Source organism: Bacteroides sp. BFG-606, assembly GCF_024788145.1.
In the GTDB taxonomy this organism is placed as follows: domain Bacteria; phylum Bacteroidota; class Bacteroidia; order Bacteroidales; family Bacteroidaceae; genus Bacteroides; species Bacteroides vicugnae.
This window is the reverse complement of sequence record NZ_JANUIL010000001.1, coordinates 85,207-105,892: the sequence shown is the minus strand read 5'-3', so window position 1 is coordinate 105,892 and position 20,686 is coordinate 85,207. Positions and strand designations below refer to the sequence as shown.

At 38.6% G+C, this 20,686-nt stretch carries 11 protein-coding genes and 1 pseudogene; 11 read left to right on the top strand and 1 reads right to left on the bottom strand.

The annotated features are described in order from the left end of the window. Positions 1-45: 45 nt before the first annotated feature. Complete coding sequence (locus tag NXV01_RS00440) at positions 46-864, bottom strand: AraC family transcriptional regulator (RefSeq protein WP_259021518.1); 819 nt, start codon at positions 862-864, stop codon at positions 46-48. A 370-nt stretch (positions 865-1,234) separates the two neighbouring features. Between NXV01_RS00440 and NXV01_RS00435 the strand changes: the two genes are divergently transcribed. From NXV01_RS00435 to NXV01_RS00380, 11 genes and pseudogenes are all read left to right on the top strand, one after another. Further along, positions 1,235-2,614 (top strand): sugar porter family MFS transporter, encoded by a 1,380-nt coding sequence (locus NXV01_RS00435; protein WP_148365260.1) that lies wholly within the window; start codon positions 1,235-1,237, stop codon positions 2,612-2,614. 3 nt (positions 2,615-2,617) lie between these two features. Then, positions 2,618-5,911, top strand: a complete 3,294-nt coding sequence (locus NXV01_RS00430; protein ID WP_259021517.1) for a DUF5107 domain-containing protein — start codon at positions 2,618-2,620, stop codon at positions 5,909-5,911. 22 nt (positions 5,912-5,933) lie between these two features. Next, complete coding sequence (locus tag NXV01_RS00425; protein ID WP_148365258.1) at positions 5,934-7,883, top strand: glycoside hydrolase family 97 protein; 1,950 nt, start codon at positions 5,934-5,936, stop codon at positions 7,881-7,883. 187 nt (positions 7,884-8,070) lie between these two features. Further along, complete coding sequence (locus tag NXV01_RS00420; RefSeq protein ID WP_148365257.1) at positions 8,071-11,154, top strand: TonB-dependent receptor; 3,084 nt, start codon at positions 8,071-8,073, stop codon at positions 11,152-11,154. 21 nt (positions 11,155-11,175) lie between these two features. Beyond that, positions 11,176-12,912, top strand: a complete 1,737-nt coding sequence (locus NXV01_RS00415; RefSeq protein ID WP_148365256.1) for a RagB/SusD family nutrient uptake outer membrane protein — start codon at positions 11,176-11,178, stop codon at positions 12,910-12,912. Between the two features lie 132 nt (positions 12,913-13,044). After that, positions 13,045-14,703, top strand: coding sequence for a hypothetical protein (locus NXV01_RS00410; protein ID WP_259021515.1), 1,659 nt, complete (start codon positions 13,045-13,047; stop codon positions 14,701-14,703). Positions 14,704-14,983: 280 nt separating this feature from the next. After that, positions 14,984-15,685: an endonuclease/exonuclease/phosphatase family protein gene (locus NXV01_RS00405; RefSeq protein ID WP_259021514.1), complete on the top strand. Its 702-nt coding sequence runs from the start codon at positions 14,984-14,986 to the stop codon at positions 15,683-15,685. A 4-nt stretch (positions 15,686-15,689) separates the two neighbouring features. Further along, entirely contained in the window at positions 15,690-17,564 is a 1,875-nt protein-coding gene (locus tag NXV01_RS00400) for a glycoside hydrolase family 97 protein (protein ID WP_259021513.1), read from the top strand. 1 nt (position 17,565) lies between these two features. After that, positions 17,566-18,772: pseudogene (locus tag NXV01_RS25990) on the top strand (glycoside hydrolase family 88 protein). Positions 18,773-18,908: 136 nt separating this feature from the next. Then, positions 18,909-19,511 (top strand): hypothetical protein, encoded by a 603-nt coding sequence (locus NXV01_RS00385; RefSeq protein WP_259021510.1) that lies wholly within the window; start codon positions 18,909-18,911, stop codon positions 19,509-19,511. After that, a complete protein-coding gene (locus NXV01_RS00380; RefSeq protein ID WP_259021509.1) occupies positions 19,501-20,661 on the top strand; it encodes a heparinase II/III-family protein in 1,161 nt (386 codons plus the stop codon). The genes NXV01_RS00385 and NXV01_RS00380 overlap by 11 nt, the downstream gene beginning before the upstream one ends. Positions 20,662-20,686 lie beyond the last annotated feature (25 nt).

The window sequence follows — 20,686 nt, the reverse complement described above, 5'->3', positions numbered from 1 at the left end:
ATCAATTAAACAGGAGGGTTAATAGTGAGAATAATATTGTCTGCTTTAGCCTTTTTTGAGTTTTTTGTATTCTTTAGGAGGCATTCCCATGATTTTATTGAATAGACGTGAGAAGTAATAAGGATCGTCAATGCCTATTTTGTAGCAGACTTGGTTGATTTTTATGTTTGTGAAGTCCAACAGATAGCATGCCTGTTGGATTTTGAGCATATTAAAATAAGTCAGGGGGGAATATCCTGTTCGTTGGCTGAATAGTGAAGAAAAACGAGAAATTGAATAGCCCGTATGTTTGGCGATTTCTTGGAGTGTTAGTTTTCGTTCAATGTTCTCTTTCATGTAGTGTATTGTTTCAATGATTATATCTGTAGAGTTTGAATCCTGTTGAACGGCTCCTCTATATTGCTGAAGATATCTTAATGTTCCAAGATAGTGATAGAAGATGGAGCAGGTATATAATAGGTTTTCGTGGCTATATCCCATTCCTAGCGTATGCAAAATCTCCTCAAACATATCTATTCGGTTATTAATTCGGGAATGTATTCCTGGTTTGATTTCTATGGGATGTGAACATTGCGCAGAAAAATAGGGAGCCAACTTTCCTTTGAAGTGTATCCAATAGATAGTCCATGGTGAATCATCAGCAGAGCCATAGGAGTGAGGAATTCCAGCAGGCAAGATGAAATACTCATTGGCATTGACAGTATATCTTTTCCCATTTAGTTGATACCATCCTTTACCTTCATAACAATAAATAAATACATACTGGGAAATAGGCTCTGACCGCTCGATAAAGTGAAACTTTGCTTTGGGGTAATAGCCGATATCAGTAATATGTAAATGAGTCGATACGGGATTTTCTTCCATTTCATGTATAATGAATTGGGGAAGTACAACAGCTCTTTCGCCGCTAAATCCATCTTTTTTTTAATCATAGTATTATTATTGAAAGTGTTGTTAGAGTTTTATGGCTAATTATATAAAGCTATGTAGAGAATTAGCAATGTAAATGAATACAAATATATATATTATATAAATATAGTCAGTTTGTTATATTGCATTTTAACATAGTAGATAGTAGTGATTGCTTCTTTTCTTCTGATTGACTTATGGTCTTTATGCTATTTTTGTGGTCTGTGTTTTGCTAAGTAGTAAAATAGTCCATCTTTATATATTTTTTTCTATTTTCTGTATTGATATTATTGTTTTTCTTTGCAGCAACTTCTATTGATATATTATGAAAAAGAATAATGTTTATCTGTTATTGATTTGCCTGGTCTCGGCTATGGGTGGGCTGTTATTCGGCTATGATTGGGTAGTGATTGGTGGTGCTAAAATTTTTTATGAACCTTTTTGGGGATTGGAAGATTTGCCTGTGCTTCGCGGTTGGGCTATGAGTAGTGCTTTGGTCGGATGTTTGGTTGGAGCTTTACTCTCAGGACGTTGGAGTGACCGTTATGGACGTAAAAAAATGCTGATTATTGCATCATTTCTTTTTGTGTTGTCCGCTTATGGAACGGGCGCGGTTAATGATTTCGACTGGTTTATTTTTTATCGGATTGTGGGTGGATTTGGCATTGGAATCGCATCCAATATATCCCCTGTGTATATAGCGGAAGTAGCTCCAGCTCCGGTTCGAGGAAAATTCGTTTCTTTAAATCAATTAACTATTGTATTAGGTATATTGATGGCTCAACTTGCTAACTGGCAGATAGGAGAGTATTATGCGGCAGATTCAACGACTCTTAGTGCGGAAAGCGTGGAGTGGGCTTGGAGATGGATGTTTTGGGGAGAGTTGGTGCCTGCAGGGCTGTTTTTTATTCTTGCATTTATGATCCCTGAAAGCCCGCGTTGGTTAGCGGCTAATCAACAGATGGATAAAGCGCAAGTTATTTTAGCTCGAATTGGTGGAGATGACTATGCAAAGCAGACCTCGTCAGAGATAATTCGGCTAGTTACAGAGCAGCAACAGCAAAGCAATTGGAGACAACTTTTTCATCTGTCAGTTCGAAAGGTGCTGATAATAGGTATCGTACTGGCTATCTTTCAGCAATGGTGTGGTATTAATGTTATTTTCAATTATGCGCATGAGATATTTTCCGCGGCTGGTTATCAAGTCTCTGATGTTTTGATGAATATTGTGGTGACAGGTGTTACCAATGTTATTTTTACATTTGTGGCTATCTACACTGTAGATAAGTGGGGGCGCCGGAATCTAATGTTTATAGGTTCAATTGGATTGGCGGCAATCTATCTTATTTTGGGTACATGTTATTATTGCGGGGTGAGCGGATGGCCAATGTTGTTGCTCGTCATATTGGCCATTGCTTGTTATGCCATGTCATTGGCTCCTGTTGTCTGGGTAGTACTTTCTGAAATATTTCCGGTGAGAATACGGGGAATGGCAATGGCTCTTTCAACATTTTTTTTATGGGTGGCCTGCTTCTTCTTGACGTATACATTCCCTATTCTTAATGAATCTGTAGGAGCAGCAGGTATATTCTGGTTGTATGGTGGCATTTGTTTGGCGGGCTTTCTTTTTATCCGGTCAAATTTGCCTGAAACAAAAGGAAAGACATTAGAAGAATTAGAAAAAGAATTAATAAAAAATAGATAAAACATGATTGAAGAAGTAAAAGTTTGGGAGGAGGATATTCTTCTTCCTACCTATGCTATCGGCAAAGCTGAGAAAAATCCCATGTTTCTTGAGAAGCGGGTATATCAAGGTAGTAGTGGAGTTGTTTATCCATATCCTGTTATTGAAAAGATAGAAGATACTTGTAAGGAGCAAAGTTATCATGTTATCTATCTGGAAAATGAATATATCAAAGTCATGATTTTGCCCGAATTGGGAGGACGCGTACAAATGGCGTATGACAAGGTGAAACAGCGTCATTTTATATATTATAATCATGTCATAAAACCGGCTTTGGTGGGATTAACCGGACCATGGATTTCTGGAGGTATTGAGTTTAATTGGCCACAACACCATCGTCCGAGCACTTATTTGCCGGTTGACTATCATATAGAAAAGAAAGAAGATGGTAGTGCAATCGTTTGGGTAAATGAAAGAGAGCGTATGTTCCATCAAAAAGGTATGGCTGGTTTTACATTACGTCCGGGATGTGCCCGACTTGAAATACAAGGGAAAGTATATAATCCGACTCCTTTCCCTCAAACATTCTTGTGGTGGGCCAATCCTGCTGTCGCAGTGAATGAATATTATCAGTCGGTGTTTCCCGAAGATGTTAATGCAGTTTTCGACCATGGTAAACGTGACGTTTCTCGTTATCCTATTGCTACAGGAACCTATTATAAAATGGATTATTCCTCCGGAGTTGATATCTCTCGTTATAAAAATATCCCTGTACCTACTTCATATATGGCTATACGTTCAAAATATAATTTTGTAGGTGGATACGAGAATGATACACGTGCAGGAGTTTTACATGTGGCAAACCACCATATTTCACCAGGTAAGAAACAATGGACATGGGGTAATGGAGACTTTGGCCAAGCATGGGATCGTAATTTAACGGATACAGATGGTCCGTATATTGAGCTAATGGCCGGTGTGTATACAGACAATCAACCTGATTTTACATGGCTGCAACCTTATGAGGAAAAAACATTTGTCCAATATTTTATTCCTTATAGAGAATTGGGGGTAGTGAAAAATGCTTCTGAAGACATATTGATGAATATTGAAATAGGAGTGGACTGTGCAATTTTGAAGGTATTTGCTACGTCAACACAAACCGAACTTCATATAACTGTAACTCAATTTGGGAATACAGTCCTTGATATTATCAGAGATATTACTCCTGAAAATGATTTAAGAGAAAAGGTCGAAATTATAGAGATTAAAGACGTATGTGTCACTATCTCTAATTCCAAAGGAAAGTGCTTGTTGAAATGGAGACCAGAGCCAGAAGACATTAAGGAGGTACCGGAAGCGGCTAAGGCGGTTTTAGATCCGAAAGATGTCTCGACTACAGAACAACTGTATCTAACCGGTTTGCATCTGGAACAGTATCGCCATGCTACTTATATGCCTACTGATTATTATCAAGAGGCCCTGAACAGAGATCCGAGTGATGTCCGAAATAACAATGCTATGGGGCTTTGGCTATTGCGTAAAGGACAGTTTGCCAAGGCTGAATCTTATCTACGTCAGGCAGTAAAGACTTTGACAGAGAAAAATCCGAATCCTTATGACGGAGAGCCGCTATATAACTTGGGACTCTCTCTTAAATATCAAGATAAGCTTGCTGAAGCATATGACTATTTTTATAAGGCATGCTGGAATGATGCATGGCAGCATATGAGTTATTATTCTTTAGCACAGATATCAGCAACATGGAATGACTGGGAAAATGCGCTTTATGAAGTAGACAAATCATTAATGCGGAATTGGTGTAATTTACGAGGTAGGCATCTGAAAACAATCGTTTTGCGTCATTTGGGAGAAGTGGATAAAGCTTTGGCATTGATAGAGGAATCACTGTCTTATGATTATTTTAACTTTGGATGTAGTTTTGAAAAATACCTTATAACTGGAGATGAAGAAAATCTGCATTTATTGATGACACAAATGCGTAGAGAAAGCCATAATTACGAAGAGCTTGCTTTGGATTATGCCTCATGCGGATGTTGGGAAGAAGCACTTAAAGTGGTGAATGCCGCAATTGATTTTTCGGTATCACAACCGACACTATTATATTACTATAAGGCTTGGTTTCTGCTTCGGCTTGGTGAGACAGAAGCTGCTACGGCTGTGGCGAGAGTGGCTGAATTACAATCGCCGGATTATTGTTTTCCAAACACTTTGGAGGCAATATTAGCTCTTCAAACCGTCATCGGACTTATAAAGAAGGCTCCTAAAGCTTTGTATTATTTGGGTAATTTGTGGTATGACAAGAGACAATATGCAGAAGCTGTAGCTGCTTGGGAGACCTCTGTCGAACAGGATACTACCTTTCCAATTGTATTCCGTAATCTTTCTTTGGCATATTTTAATAAATTAGATCGAAAACAAGAGGCGGTTGCTTTATTGGAGAAGGCTTTTGGGTTGGATGTAAAGGATGCTCGTGTGTTGATGGAACTGGATCAATTATATAAGTGTCTTAACCGTCCGCATGAAGAGCGACTGTCTTTACTTGATGCATATAAAGAGGTTACGTTCTCGCGTGACGATCTTTATTTGGAGTATGTGACATTGTTAAATCAGTTAGGGCGTTATGAAGAAGCTATCCACCTGATTGATAACCGCCATTTTCATCCTTGGGAAGGTGGCGAAGGGAAAGTCCCCGCTCAATATCAATTGTCTCGTGTAGAATTGGTGAAAAAATATTTGAATTTGAAGGAATATGAAAAAGCATTGAAGTTGATAGATGAATGCTTTGTCTATCCTCATAACTTGGGAGAGGGTAAGTTGCAAGGAGCTCAAGAAAATGATTTCAATTATTATAAGGGTTGTATTATGCAAGCGATGGGACGGGATGCAGAAGCACAACGCTTATTTGTGAAAGCTAGTCGGGGAGATAGCCTGCCTGTAGCTGCAATGTATTATAATGATCAGAAACCTGATAAAATATTTTATCAGGGGTTAGCCTTCTTGAAAATGGGGGATGAAGAGAATGCTCGTAGTCGTTTTAATCGGTTGATTGATTTTGGTGAAAAACACTTATTTGATCGCTTCAAAATGGACTATTTTGCAGTATCTCTTCCTGATTTACAAATTTGGGAAGATGATATGAATAAGAAAAATCGCGTTCATTGCAACTACCTGATGGGACTTGGACATTTGGGGCTTGGTAATATGGAGAAGGCAAAAAGCTATTTTGATATTGCATCCCACTTGGATAATAACCATCAAGGTGTACAGATACATAGTAATATGATAAATAAGTAATAACTTCTTATGTCTGAAAAATATGAATAAACTAAAAATCAATCTGCTTTTATTGCTTCTGTATCCTTTGTTTGCAGGAGCTAAAGAGGTTAATCTTTCCTCGCCAAATAAAGTATTGCATGTTGCCGTGACGGCTGAAAAGAATGTTTCTATGCAGGTACTGCACAAAGAAAATGTCCTGTTTACAGTTCGTGATATTTACTTGGATACAGATCAAGGTATGTTGCCTAAGCTAAATGCAAAAGTACATTCAATAAAGAAAAATGCTGTTGATCAAATAATTGTGCCGGAAATAAAGGAGAAAAACTCTCGGATAGTTGATCGATATAATGAGATTTCATTACTGTTTGCTGACAAGACAAAGCTGGAAATTCGTTTATATGATAATGGAGTAGCTTATCGCATCTCTACCAATTGTAAAGGGGAGCTTACAATTTTTGATGAAGCTGCAGACTTTGCTTTTGATCCTTCTTCCACTTTGTTTTTTCAGAAAGACGCTAATATGAATAGTGACTATGAGGCACCTTATGTAGAACAGAAAATTCAAGATATAGAGCAAGGAGTAACAGGTAATTATCCGGCTTTAGTAAAAACTCCATCGGGAGTGAATGTGCTTTTATTAGAGTCTGATTTGCAGGATTATCCTTGTTTATGGTTAGAAAAAGGGAATAGGGATTTGAGAGCTCATTTCTGGAATTATCCTAAGACCTATAATGTTAAAGGTAATTCGAAGAACAGAAGACAAATTCTTACTTGTGAGAATTACATAGCTAAGACGTCCGGAAAGAGAACTTTTCCTTGGCGTGTGTTTGCTATAGCTTCGGAAGATAGGGATTTGCTGAATAATCAGTTGGTTTATCAGTTGGCACCTAAATGTCAGATTGAGACTCCTTCTTGGATAAAGCCGGGATGGGTAACTTTTGACTGGTGGGCACGACGAGGATTATATAATGTCGACTTTAAGGCTGGCATTAACACAGAGACTGCTAAATATATGATAGATTTCGCTTCCCATTTTGGCGTTCGTTATTTCTTATTTGATGATGGTTGGACATATAAAGAGGATTTGACACGGACGATTGACGGTCTTAATATGAAGGAGGTGGTAGATTATGCTACTTCAAAAGGAGTGGATGTGATGCTTTGGGTCACTTACGATCTGTTTGATAGCCAAATGGAAGCTGCGTTGGCTAAATTTTCCGAATGGGGCATTAAAGGATTAAAGATTGATTTTATCAACCGTTCTGATCAAGAGGCATCTAATTTCTACTGGAAAGCTGCAAAAAGAGCGGCTGAGTATAAGATGGTACTTGATTTCCATGGCGCATATCGTCCTGATGGATTAAGAAGAGCCTATCCCAATGTTTTGACAAGAGAGGCTTTGGTGGAATTTGAGCAGAACGGCGGAACTTATAAAGATAATCCGGATAATCGTTGCATGCTTCCTTTTATTCGTAATGTGGCCGGTCCTATGGATTACATCCCCGGAACATTGAATAATGCTACCAAAAAAACATTTCGTTTTAACCATGACACACCGATGGGGCAAGGTACAAGGGCACATTTCATGGCAATGGCCGTTATTGCTGAAAGTCCTATGCAGATGTTGCCAGATCCTCAATCTGACTATTATAAAGAGGCCGAATGTACGGAGTTTTTGGTAAATATCCCTGTTGAGTGGGATGAAATCGTGCCACTTGACAGTAGAATAGGTGATTACGTGACTATGGCTCGTAGAAGTGGAGATTCATGGTATGTAGCTGCTATTACAGATTGGAGTCCAAGAAAGATGAAACTGGATTTAAGCTTTTTGCCTAAAGGGAAGAAGTATAAGATGGAGATTTTTAAAGATGGCATTAATGCTGATATTCGTGCTATTGATTATAAACATGAATTTATAGAGGTTGAAGGTGGAGAAGTTATGAATATATCTTTAGCTTCAGGTGGAGGTTGGGTTGCCAAGATTTTTTAGTATCAAATCAGCATCAATATAAAACAGTAGTACGTGAGATTGTATGTTTGCAGTAAAATAGTCTATCTTTTTAGATAAATAGTCTATTTGAGTCTCTAAAATTATTCGCTTATTTTGCAATATTCTTAAGAATTGTTAGTTGTAATTAAGTCCGTAATATAAACCTTGTTTAATTAAATCTTTGTTTATGAAATGTAGTAATTTTATAAATCAGAACAAACGTTTCTGGATTTTTAGTTGGTTATGTGCTTTATCTGTTACGTTTATGTTTGCGCAAAACATAAGTGTAAAGGGATATGTGTTTGATAAGGGGACTGGTGATCCTTTGATTGGAGCGTCGGTTATTCAAAAAGGAACGCAAAATGGTGTCGTATCTGATGTGGATGGTAATTTTGTGATCAATATACCTATAAACGGTACATTGGTGGTACATTACATTGGTTATAATTCAAAAGAAGTTCAAGTGGCTTCTGCTGTGAAGAAATTGAAAATTGGGATGGAAGAGAATTCGCAGATTCTAGATGAAGTCGTTGCGATAGGCTATGGCTCTGCTAAGAAGAAGGACTTGACAGGTTCTATTGCTTCTATTAGATTGGAAGATTCTCCTCGTATGTCTCTTCCTAACATGAACGTGTTGGATGCTTTGAAAGGTCAACTTCCAGGTTTAGACATTGGTACTGCTACTAATGCGGGAGGTAATCCTAGCTTTAATATCCGTGGTCAAAACTCTATTAAGGCATCCAATAATCCATTGATTGTTGTTGATGGTGTTGTTCATCTCGGAAGTTGGAATGAGCTAAATCCTAGTGATATTGCTTCAGTAGATGTTTTGAAAGATGCGAGTTCCGCAGCAGTTTATGGTTCGAGAGCTGCCAATGGGGTAATTTTGGTTACAACAAAACGTGGTAAGAGTGAAAAGCCGACTATACGTTTTGGCGCGACTGTAGGCTTTCAGACTCCTACAACGAGACCGGATATGCTTTCTCCTGAAGGATATCTTCAATTAAAGAAAGACTTAAGAAGAATGAACGGTGCTTCTGAAGCGGATTTAGAATTGCAGAATCTGTTGACTCCATATGAGTATTCTGCTTACCAGGAGGGCAATATAATTGATTGGTATGATGAATGTGTTAGTATGGGGCTTTCTCAAGATTATCAGCTTAGCATTTCCGGGGGTACGGACAAACTGAACTATTATGTTTCTGGTCAGTTTCTTGATCAAGATGGTATTATGTACAATGACCAATTCAAAAAGTTCTCTGTAACCTCCAAAATAGAATCACAGGTTACAGACTGGCTGAAAGTTGGTTTAAAGTTGTCTGTTGTTAACAAAAATGCGGACGGTAAAGAAGCGGATATGAGAAACGCTGTAAACAACACTCCTTATGGTTATAAGTATGTTCGTTTTGAAGGGTTTGAACATGAGATGGAACGTTCTCCTCAGGGACATCAGACTACTATTAACCCGTTATGGCAGACAAGACAATTCAATGAAGACAGAAATCAGAATTATAATAGTGTGACATTTGCTCGTGTTGATTTGCCTTGGATAAAAGGTTTGTCTTATACATTCAACTTCTCTTTAAATCGTTGGGAAGGACATGGTGCAAACTTCCAAGATGAGCGTTATTTTATGAATACATTGGATGAAAAAGATCTCTATGATCAAACGAAGTATTTGGTAGACGCAAATGGTAGCAAAAGTCATTCTACACGTACAGACTGGTTTATGAACCATTTGATCAACTTCAATCGTACATTGGGTGATCATTCGGTAGACTTGACTTTATTGGCAGAACGTCAGAGGGCAACTACTACCAAGTCTGAATTGAGTGCAAAAGATTTCAAAGCAGCAGGTTCTACAGTTCTGGGTATTCATTCGCTTGAATTAGGTAATCCTGCTAAAAGAGGTATCAATACCGATAAAACAGTTCTTTCTCAATTGGCCTATATGGCTCGTGCCAATTACGCTTATAAACAGCGTTATCATGCATCTGCTTCTATACGTCGTGATGGCTATTCCGGTTTTGCGGATGGTAATAAATACGGTGATTTTTTCTCGTTAGCCGGTGCATGGACTGTGAGCAATGAGGCTTTTTTTAGAGATCATGTGAAGTTAATCAACTACTTGAAATTTAGATTATCTTATGGTGAAAATGGTAATCCGTCTGTCGGTTCCTATTCCACTTTCTCAAAAATGGGTTCCGGATCTTATTTGTTCGGTCAGGAAACAGCAAATACTTCAGCTTCAAGTGGCTTAGCTAACAAGGCACTTTCTTGGGAAAAGACTGGTGCATGGAATGTTGGAGTTGATTTCTCAATGTTCAATGATCGTTTGAGTGGTAATATCGATTATTACTCTTCAAGAACTGTTGATCTGCTGCTGAATCGTGCTATTCCTGTAATGAATGGTTTTCAGAATGTATCCGATAATATCGGTGAAGTGAAAAACTGGGGATTTGAATTCTCTTTGAGATCAAGGAATATTGAGACAAAAGATTTCTCTTGGTCTACAGGTTTGAATTTTTGGATGAACCGTAATAAGGTAGTTTCGCTATATGGCTTGGATGGTGATGGCGATGGTGTAGAAGATGATGATATCGCAAATAATCTTTTTATTGGCAAATCATTAGGTGCAGTCTATACTTATGTATTTGACGGCATTATTCAGGAAGATGACCTCGAGTATATGGCAATTTATGGTGGTAATCCAGGTGATGTTAAATTCAAGGATTTAAATAATGATGGTAAGATTGATGCTAACGGTGACCGTAAAATTGTAGGGTATTCCAAGCCTAACTTTACAATGACCATGTCCAATACCTTGACGTATAAAAACTTTGAACTCTATTTTTTACTGAACTGGATTTCTGGTGGTGGAAAAAATAATTATTATATTGCTGATAATATTTATGCTAATTATGTAGGAACCTTTGGCGGTGGCGGTACTGCTAACTGGCTGAATAAGGAATATTGGATGCCTGAACACCCTTCTAACAGGGTTCCTCGTCCAAATTATACGAATCCTTATCAGTATAAGTTCCCACAGCGTCATGACTTTTTACGTCTGCAAGACCTTTCTTTAGCTTATAGATTTGACGAAAAGCTCTTAAGTAAAACTCCTGTCCGGAGCTTGAAATTCTATGTGGCTGCAAAGAACCTTCTGACATTTACTTCTTGGGAAGGAATCGATCCTGAAACAGGTACGGCCTATGCTCATGGTAATCCTGCTTTGCGTAATATAACCATGGGAGTGGAAGTTACATTTTAAATTTAAAAATAGAGGAAAGATATGAAAAAATTAATATGCTTGGCATTGTCACTCTGTTCTCTCTGTGCATGTAATGACAGTGATTTTTTGAAGGAGAATGCAGATGATTTTCTTACAGTCGATAATTCTTATTTAAATGCTTCCCAGTTCAGAACTGGTTTGAATGAATTTTACCGAATTGTTCGTCAGAATTATAATTTTAGGGATGACCCTAATTATTTCTTTCAATTTGGTATTGGTACGGATATTATGTTTCGTCCAGTTTCTGATATGGATATGTATACAGACTGGAGTTTGGTAAATTCGACCACAGATATTTACCGTGTTGTTTATGGACGTCATTTTGGTATGCTTTATAATGTGAATACATTGTTGAAACAGACGGAAAATCCGGATGTAAGATGGAGCAATGAGGCTGAAAAGTTGGCGGCTCAGGCAGAAGCCCGTTTCTTTAGAGGATATTGTTACCGTTATTTAGGTTTTCTGTTTGGAGGGGTACCTATCCTGACGGAGCCGGTAGGAACTCCATCTCTTGCTTATACACGTGATAGTCGTGAGGATGTGTATAGACAATGTATCGAGGACTTTGATTTTGCGGCTAAGAATCTTCCGGTTTCTGTAACGGAGCCGGGAAGAGTGGTTCAGGCAGCTGCCTATCATTATTTAGCAGAGATGTATATTGCTCTTGGGGATGAAACTGGTGATAAGAGCATGTATCAAAAAGCGATAGATGCAGCCTCTATGGTCATTGACCAAAAGGTAGGAGAGTATCATTTGATGACAGAACGCTTTGGATGGCGTAAGGATGTAGCAGGGAAGGATGCCTTTTGGGATCTGTTCCAGATGAAAAGCGAAGATGGATTCTCTAATTTTAGTTATCAGACTGGAAACAAAGAGTCTATTTGGGTTATTCAGGTAGATAAATTCGTACAGGGTGGATTAAATGATGGCTTAGCTACCCGTACTGATCAAGAACGCGTATTCTGGCCTGCTTTTTGGGGAACTACAAAATTTGGTTATGACGGAAATGCCCGTGACTGGACTGGCCGTGGCATTTCTTGGGTACGTCCTACTCCGTACTTCTGTTACGATTTGTGGGGAAAATCAGGTTCGGAGGATCAGCGTAATGCGGAATTCAATATCAATCGTATTTATAGAGCTCCTAAACCAATCGTTAATGGTGTTGAAGTGGATGATCCTAATAAGGTTTACGAAACAGGTGTGACTTTGGAGGATGGAACAAATATTGTAGTAAAACTGAGACCGGGTGAGATTATTAAGAAAGAGTGGCTAACTACCAGACAAGATACAATGGAGCGTTTTTATCCTCGTATCATGAAATGTGGTTCAGATTGGCATTATGCTGCCGAACCGGCTAATGGTTTTGTAATGGAATGGTACGCTATCCGTTTAGCTGAAACTTATTTGATACGTGCTGAGGCGTATTTGAAGAATGACAACAAAGATGAAGCAGCTGCAGATATTAATGTAGTAAGAAACCGTGCCAATGCAAAACCGGTGGAAGCAGCAGATGTGGACATTGATTATCTACTGGATGAGAGAGCCCGTGAACTTTATGCTGAAGAATTCCGTACACTTACCCTATGCCGTATGGGACTGCTTTACGATAGGGTTAAGAGGTTTGGTTATGAGGCTTCTGCAAAGACTGTGCGAGAAAGGAATAACTTAGGTCCTATTCCCCAATCGGTTATTGATGCGAATTCCCAAGCAGAGTTCCCCAATAATCCAGGATTCTGATAAATTGTTGATATAGGTATTATTTAGATAATTATTAATTGGCAAGTTGATTTTGATTTATTACTGAATGGAGATAAATACTCTATTTTCTTGCCGATTAATTTCATTGAAAATCTTTATTAAACAGACATTATGAAAAACTATAGTTTTATAAATCTATTTGTTGTTATGGTGTTTTCACTTTTGTTGGGAGCATGTGACCATGACGACGATTATGTAAGTTATTCTATTGATTTAAAGGATACTCCGGATCAATACGAATATTTGGATGAAAATGGTGAATTGGAGATACCTTTGTATGTCGCCTCTGAGGCCGGCATAAAGAGTGCTTATTACAAAGTGGGCGTGAAAAATGATGAAGGTAAGGTTGTGATTGGTAATGCGGTAGATATTCCGGTTCCTGAAAAATCATCGAATGATGTATTGTCAGTTAAAATTCCGGTAGTCAAGAATATGTCCCATATATTCTTTGCTGTATTTGACAAAAACGATCAATTGTACAAGAGAACGGTTACTGTTGCAGAAGTAAGAAACGCTCCTGTTTTAGCATTTAAGGATAATGTTGACCAGAAAAAGACGGTTTGCGTAGGCATTCCTTTCAATATCAAAGGAGAGATTCAGAGCGAATACGAACTGGCTTCAGTTTGGGCTGTTCCGGTGGTTAATGGAGTGGAAAAAGAGGCAGTTCAAGGAAGTTTATCTTCTACTAATAATTTTGAGCTTTCTATTCCGGTAGAGGCTGGCTTACAGTCTGTTCTTGTAAAAGCAGCTAATGTTCATGGTGGAGTTGCTATTAAAGAATTTAAAGTTCTGAATGTAGTGATGGAAGATTTCTTGGACCTGACATTCACCAGTGATTTGACAGAATTGAACAGAACTATTATAGGTAAGGTAAAGTCAATTGATGGAATGATAGCATCAGGTTCTGATATCGTTTCCGTGAAATATGCAATAAAGAAAAATGGTTCATTGGGCAATTATACAGAATTACCTCTCATTGACAGTGAAGGGAATGAAGCTAAATTCTCTATCCAGTTAACAGGTGAAGAGGGGATGGAATCTGTGGAGATTGTTGCAGCCAATCAAGGAAATGTAATAACTATCGAGAAACCCAGAGTAAAGGTATTAAGTGCATCCAGAGTTACTTCTTTGACAGATGTTACTATGTCTACAGACCCTGCAGATAATGCTTGTTTCCTTGCATTATTTGAAGATACCCCTGTATTTGGTGTATCAACAGCGATAAATAAACAAGAAAGAATTGATTTTTACTTGGCAAACAAAGGAAATGGAGTTCAACCTTTGTCACCTCATGCTTATGGAGCAGGTGATGCTTATTATAATGCATCTAAACCTTATATTACTGGTTTTGAGACATTGACTTATGCCTTTATATCTGCTAAGCGGGGAAAAATAACTAAGGATGCGTTTGATGCTATCTCATCTGAGCAAGGGTTGCAAGAATTCTTGGAATCAAGTATCATACCTCCTTCTCCTGATGGTGAAAATTATAAGATTTACACAGCAAGTCGTCGGGTAGGCGATACATTTAATGATACAAGTAAGAAAGAGGGAGGTTTCCTTTTCGGTTGGGGTACTCATTCCCATCCGACTGTATCACCAGCTGTGGGTGTCAGCAATGTTGCATTTGCCATTTTCTATGTGAAAAGTGTGACAAAGAAGGCTAATGGTCATTGGACTATGGTGTTTGATGTGAAGTATCCATTGACAGATGAACGTGCTGCAAACACGGGTGGGTCTATAGCACCCTATGCTCCTTATCCATTGTAATTTCGGATAAGGAAAGAATCAAATAGCAAGGTGGAAGCTATTCATAAAGGGGCTGACTAAAAAGTTTTAACTTAATACCCCCCTCTGACTACAGACATATGTAGAAAGAATATTGTAAATAGAACTTTTTAGTTAGCCCCTGTTATTTTATTAGTAATTATAATTGGAGTAATAAGTTTAAAGCTGAATTGGAACTATGAAACTGAAAATATTTCTTGTTTTTTTCATTACCTCTCTGTTTTCTTGTTTGTCTGCCCAGGAACCAGTGCGTTTAAAGGTCATGACTTATAATCTGCGTTTTGGGGAGCTTTCTTCATTGAAGAATATTGCAGATTTTATTGTTGGAAATGAACCGGACTTCGTTGCTTTACAAGAACTGGATTGCATGACCAGACGTGAGAGAACACCACATCAGCATGACAAGAACTTTATAACGGAGCTAGGCTATTACACAAAGCTGTTTCCTCTGTATGGCAAAACTATACCTTATGCGGGTGGTTTTTATGGTATTGGAATGTTGACTAAATATCCGTATATAAATGTGCAGAAGATTATGTTGCCTAAACGGGATATCCGGCATGAAGCACGTGCACTGTTGATGGCTGAGATGGAACTGTCAAGTGGAGATACAATTATAGTAGCTTCCACCCATTTGGATTACACCTCTTCTGAATCTCGTGCCGAGCAATTGAAGGTGATTACCAAAATACTGGAAGAAAAGCGTTTCCCTATTATTTTAGGGGGAGACTTTAATACAAAACCGGATTCTGACGAGATAAAGAAATATTTTGGGACATGGCAGTCTCTTTCAGATAATACCGTATTGACATCCCCTTCCAAGCATCCTCGGAATAAGATAGATTATTTGTTTGGTTATCCCCAAAAGAGTTGGAGACTACTCTCTTCTAAAGTAGAGAATATATTGCTCTCCGATCATTTGCCGATTGTATCTGAAATAGAATTAGTTAATAAAGTAAAATAAGGTTATGAAGGTTTTTAGTTTTACTCTTCTTTTCATATTAAGTATGATGTCGGGATACGCTGAGAATACCGTCAAGGTTTTGTTCTCTCCTGATAATAATGTTGCATTCTCTGCTTACGAGGCAGGCGGTTTGCTGAAATACAAGATTTCTTATAAAGGAAAGCCTGTCATTTTGGAGTCACAACTTGGTATAGATGGTTGGTCGCAAAATCTGGAAATCGAGCGTATTGACTCTTTATCTGTAAATAAGACTTGGCATCCGGTTTATGGTGAACGAGCCGTAGTCGAGGATTGTTACAAAGAATATAACTATACGTTGAAAATAAAAGGACGGGGGAGTCGGCTTGCATTAATTGTGAGAGCTTATAATTCAGGTATTGGTTTTAGATATAAATATTTAGGCAGTTCTTATCTGCGTATTAGTAAAGAAGAAACAACTTTTGTCGTCCCTGAAAATACTTACTGCTGGTTTGCGCCTTTTGCTCAAGCAGAGCACAAACGTATGTTAGTGAAGGACTGGCCGGGTGAGGCCGAGAGACCGTTGACGCTCCAATTGGAAAATGGATTGTATGCAAGTCTGGCAGAAGCGGAAATGGTAAATTATAGTAGAACTAAGTTTGTGTTGCGGAAAGGTGAAAGTAATGTGATTCGTTGTAAAATGTATGATGCTGTGGAAGACATAGCTCCCTTTGAAACTCCTTGGAGAGTGGTGATGGTGGGTGAACAGCCTAAAGACCTAATCAACAATAATGATCTTATTTTGAACCTTAACCAGGCTTGCCAAATAGAGGATACGGAATGGATTAAGCCCGGACGAATTATCCGTACTGTTTCTTTGACAACAGAGGGAGCAAAAAAAGTAGTGGATTTTGCAGTAAAAAGAAATCTTGATTATATTCATTTTGATGCAGGCTGGTATGGCTCCGAAACTTCAAAAGATTCAGATCCCAGAAAGTCAGACGTTGATCCGCAACGTTGTTCTGTGAATGATTTGGATATACCTACCGTTGTGCAGTATGCAAAAAGTAAGGGAGTTGGGGTGTGGCTGTATGTCAATCAACGTGCTCTTGCTGCACATTTGGATGAGATTCTACCATTGTATGAGTCTTGGGGAATCGCAGGTATTAAATTTGGTTTTGTTCATGTCGGTTCGTTCAGGTGGAATATCTGGCTTCACGAGGCTGTTAAGAAATGTGCGAAATACCACCTGATGGTTGACATTCATGATGAATATAGGCCAACCGGTTTTAGTCGCACTTATCCAAACTTGTTGACTCAAGAAGGTGTAAGAGGCAATGAAGAATTTCCTGATGGGGTAAATAATACCACATTACCGTTTACTCGTTTTATTAGTGGCGCAGCAGACTGTACAGTTTGTTATTATCATAGAAAAGAGCTGAAACCCGGATTGGCACAGAGCCTAAATGCACGTTCATTGCTAAATACCTCTTGCCATCAGATGGCATTATCCGTCATTAATTACAGTCCTTTGCAGTTCTTGTATTGGTACGACACACCGGAAGATGTAAAAGATGAACCCGAATTATTTTTCTTTGATAACTTGCCCACTACATGGGATGATTCAAAGACGATTGATGGTGCTATTGGAGAATATATAACGATGGCCCGTAAAAAAGAGGGTGTTTGGTATGTCGGATGCATTACTAATAATGATGCAAGAGATTTGAACATCTCTCTCGACTTTTTGGATAAAAACAAGAAGTATGAGCTGACTCTATTTACAGATGGAGGCGAAAAAGTAAAAACAAGAACACATGTGGATATTAAAACGAAGAAAGTAACCAGTCGGACAATACTGAATTTATCGCTTTTACCTCGTGGTGGTGCTACAATGATTATTAAAGAATTGCAAAAGTGATATGAAGAGATGTATATTAGGTAGTCTGCTTGCACTTTTCTGTTCATGTTCTTCTCATTCTGATTTTGATGTGGCTTCTTCATTGAATTATTGTGAGGAACAAACTAAAAAAAGTCTTGCAGTGTTGAATGATACAACCCGAATGCCACGGAATATTTTGTCCGGTGAGGGACAAAAACAATGGCATTGTACTTCCATTAATGATTGGACAAGTGGTTTCTGGCCAGGTATTTTATGGTATGTGTATGAGTATACACGTGATGATGAAATCAAGAAACAGGCTGAACGTTACTCTTCAGCCTTGTTTCCTGTAGTAGATCGTAAAGCCGATAATCATGATTTGGGTTTTATGATGTTTTGTAGCTCCGGCAATGCTTACAGGCTTACAGGAGAGCAAAAATACAAAGAAATATTGCTTCGTACTGCTGATTCGCTAGCCACTTTGTTTGACAAGAGAGTGGGGACGATTCACTCGTGGCCCGGAATGCGGAAACAAAAGGGATGGCCGCATAATACGATTATTGATAATATGCTTAACTTGGAACTCCTGTTTTGGGCTTCTAAAAACGGGGGGAGGCAAAGATTTGTACAATATAGCTTATAGCCATGCGCTGGTGACTTCACAAAATCAGTTCAGAGAAGACTACAGTACCTGTCATGTGGTTGTATATGACACAATCAATGGGAAGCGAATCAGCCAATTAACCCATCAAGGGTATGCGGATAAGTCAATGTGGGCACGCGGACAGGCGTGGGCTATTTATGGTTTCACCATGTGTTATAGAGAAACGGGTGAACCGCTTTTTCTGGAGGTGGCACAAAAAGCAGCGGACATTTATTTGAAAAGACTTCCTGAAGACCATATTCCTTACTGGGATTTTGATGTTCCTAATTTACTCAATGAACCTCGTGATGCTTCGGCAGCTGCTGTGGTGGCCTCGGGATTGTTGGAACTTAGTTCGTATGTGAAAGACAAGGCAAAGTCAGGTGCATATTTAAATTCAGCAGTAGAAATGGTAGAAGCATTGTCTTCCCCTGCTTATCGAGGTGGACAAACTAACAATGCGTTCCTTCTTCATTCCACAGGACATAAGCCCGATGGAACGGAAATAGATGCGTCAATCATATATGCTGATTATTATTATATAGAGGCATTAATCCGCTTGAATAAAATTTATAATAATGGTAAGCCGAACAGTGATGAATAGATATGTTTTATTTATATACTTGTTATTCTTTGTTGGAACAGCTTTTGCCCAACAAGATGAGAATTTCTATTTTTATTCTACAGAGGATATCAGCAATATAAAATCCTCGTCTAAGACAAAGTGGGGGAATAAAATTTTGGGTAAACTTGCTGAAACCATTGCGGAAAGGGAAAAACATTCATTAGCTATACCTGCTTTGGAAGGTGGGCATGGGCATCATTATTTTTGTCCGATTCATAACACTCAATTTGTATTTGACTGGGAAAGTCCTAAAGCGCATTATTGCGCAGTATGTAAGAAGAAATGGGGTGATGTTGACAGGTATGACTGGGCATGGGTGAATTTTGTTCATGGAGCTAACTTGGACTATTTGAAGGCGAATATGTATTTGTATTTAGCTACGGATGAAAAAAGATATGCGGATAATATAACTTCCATGCTCTTGGACTTATCTCATAAGTATCCTGCCTATAAAATCCATGACCGGGAGCGAAAATATACTCCCGGCACTAGTGGCAAACTGTTCTCCCAAAGCTTGGATGAAGCTGTATGGGCTATAGATGCGGCCCGTGCATTTTTGGTTGCTTCTGTAGAAATGACGCTGCAAGAACGTCTTCAAATAGAAAAAGGTTTCCTGCGTCCCTGTGCTGACTTGCTGCTATCCAGCCGCGATAAGGGGAACTGGCAAGTTTGGCATAATGGAGGAATTATAGCATTAGGGGGTTGCTTTGAAAAATGATTCTATCATCAATGCTGCCTTAAACAAACCGGATCTGGGATATTATGATATGCAAAAAAAGAATGTATATAATGATGGCTGGTGGAATGAAGGATCGGTCGTTTATCATTTTTATCCTTTAAGGGCTATTCTTCTTTCTGCTGAGGCAGTAAGGTGTCGTCATATAAACCTGTATGATGAGAAGGTTATCAATATGTTTTTGTCTCCGGTCAATATGCTTTACTCGGATCTAATGTTTCCTTCTCAAAACGACGGTTGGTATGGAACAACATTGTTAGAACAGGCTGGCTTATATGAAATAGTTGCTTTGCGTACAGGAAATCAAAAGATAATAGATGTATTGGCAGCTTGTTATGAGAAAATAGAGCGAAAATCACCAGATGCGTTAATCAATGGAATGGAGCTGAAATCTCATGCTTCCGGTGTCTCTTTAAGTAGTCATTTATTCCCCGATTTAGGTGTTGGTGTGTTGCGTTCTAAAAATAAAACGATTGTTCTGAAGAATGGTCCCAGTGGTGGGGTGCATGGACATCCGGATAAATTGTCTATTAGCATTCATGACGGACGTAGGGAAATCCTGCCGGACTTGGGAACTACGGCCTATGGTGTGCCGGATTGCTATGCCTGGTATCGAAAAACAATATCTCATAACACAGTGACTATTGATAAGAAAGATCAAAAAGCATCTAAGGGGAAAATAGTATTATTTAAGCCAACTTCTTGTGGAGGTGTAATAGAGGCTGTGTCTGACAGTACGTATGTAGGAGTGAATATGCATCGCACTCTTTCCTTAGAAGGTATAAAGTTGGTAGATCATTTTACATGTGAGTCGGATGTGGAACATACTTATGACTATACATTGATATTGCGTGATTCCATCTCTCTACCGTCAGAAAGGAAAGACACATTACTTGAATATGAAAGGATATCGAAAGTACGTAGGAGTCCTGGTAAAGGCACCTTTTCTTTTTCTATGAGTGATGGAACAAAACTCTCTTTAGAAGTTCATTCTCCGTATGAATTATTTATTGGAGTAGCTCCCGGTATTCCACCTAAAGGATTGAAGAAAGGTGAAGATGTCTACCCGTTGATTATTCGAACCAAAGGTAAAAAAATGGATATTAAAACCATTTGGACTTTTGTTGATTGATTGCCTTAGATGTCTAAATTTCGGT

What these genes read in the sequence shown, in the direction of transcription:
- NXV01_RS00435 (WP_148365260.1), top strand. Translation starts at nt 1,235, where the DNA reads ATGAAAAAGAATAATGTTTATCTGTTATTGATTTGCCTGGTCTCGGCT.
- NXV01_RS00420 (WP_148365257.1), top strand. Translation starts at nt 8,071, where the DNA reads ATGAAATGTAGTAATTTTATAAATCAGAACAAACGTTTCTGGATTTTT.
- NXV01_RS00430 (WP_259021517.1), top strand. Translation starts at nt 2,618, where the DNA reads ATGATTGAAGAAGTAAAAGTTTGGGAGGAGGATATTCTTCTTCCTACC.
- NXV01_RS00400 (WP_259021513.1), top strand. Translation starts at nt 15,690, where the DNA reads ATGAAGGTTTTTAGTTTTACTCTTCTTTTCATATTAAGTATGATGTCG.
- NXV01_RS00440 (WP_259021518.1), bottom strand. Translation starts at nt 864, where the DNA reads ATGGAAGAAAATCCCGTATCGACTCATTTACATATTACTGATATCGGC.
- NXV01_RS00425 (WP_148365258.1), top strand. Translation starts at nt 5,934, where the DNA reads ATGAATAAACTAAAAATCAATCTGCTTTTATTGCTTCTGTATCCTTTG.
- NXV01_RS00405 (WP_259021514.1), top strand. Translation starts at nt 14,984, where the DNA reads ATGACTTATAATCTGCGTTTTGGGGAGCTTTCTTCATTGAAGAATATT.
- NXV01_RS00415 (WP_148365256.1), top strand. Translation starts at nt 11,176, where the DNA reads ATGAAAAAATTAATATGCTTGGCATTGTCACTCTGTTCTCTCTGTGCA.
- NXV01_RS00410 (WP_259021515.1), top strand. Translation starts at nt 13,045, where the DNA reads ATGAAAAACTATAGTTTTATAAATCTATTTGTTGTTATGGTGTTTTCA.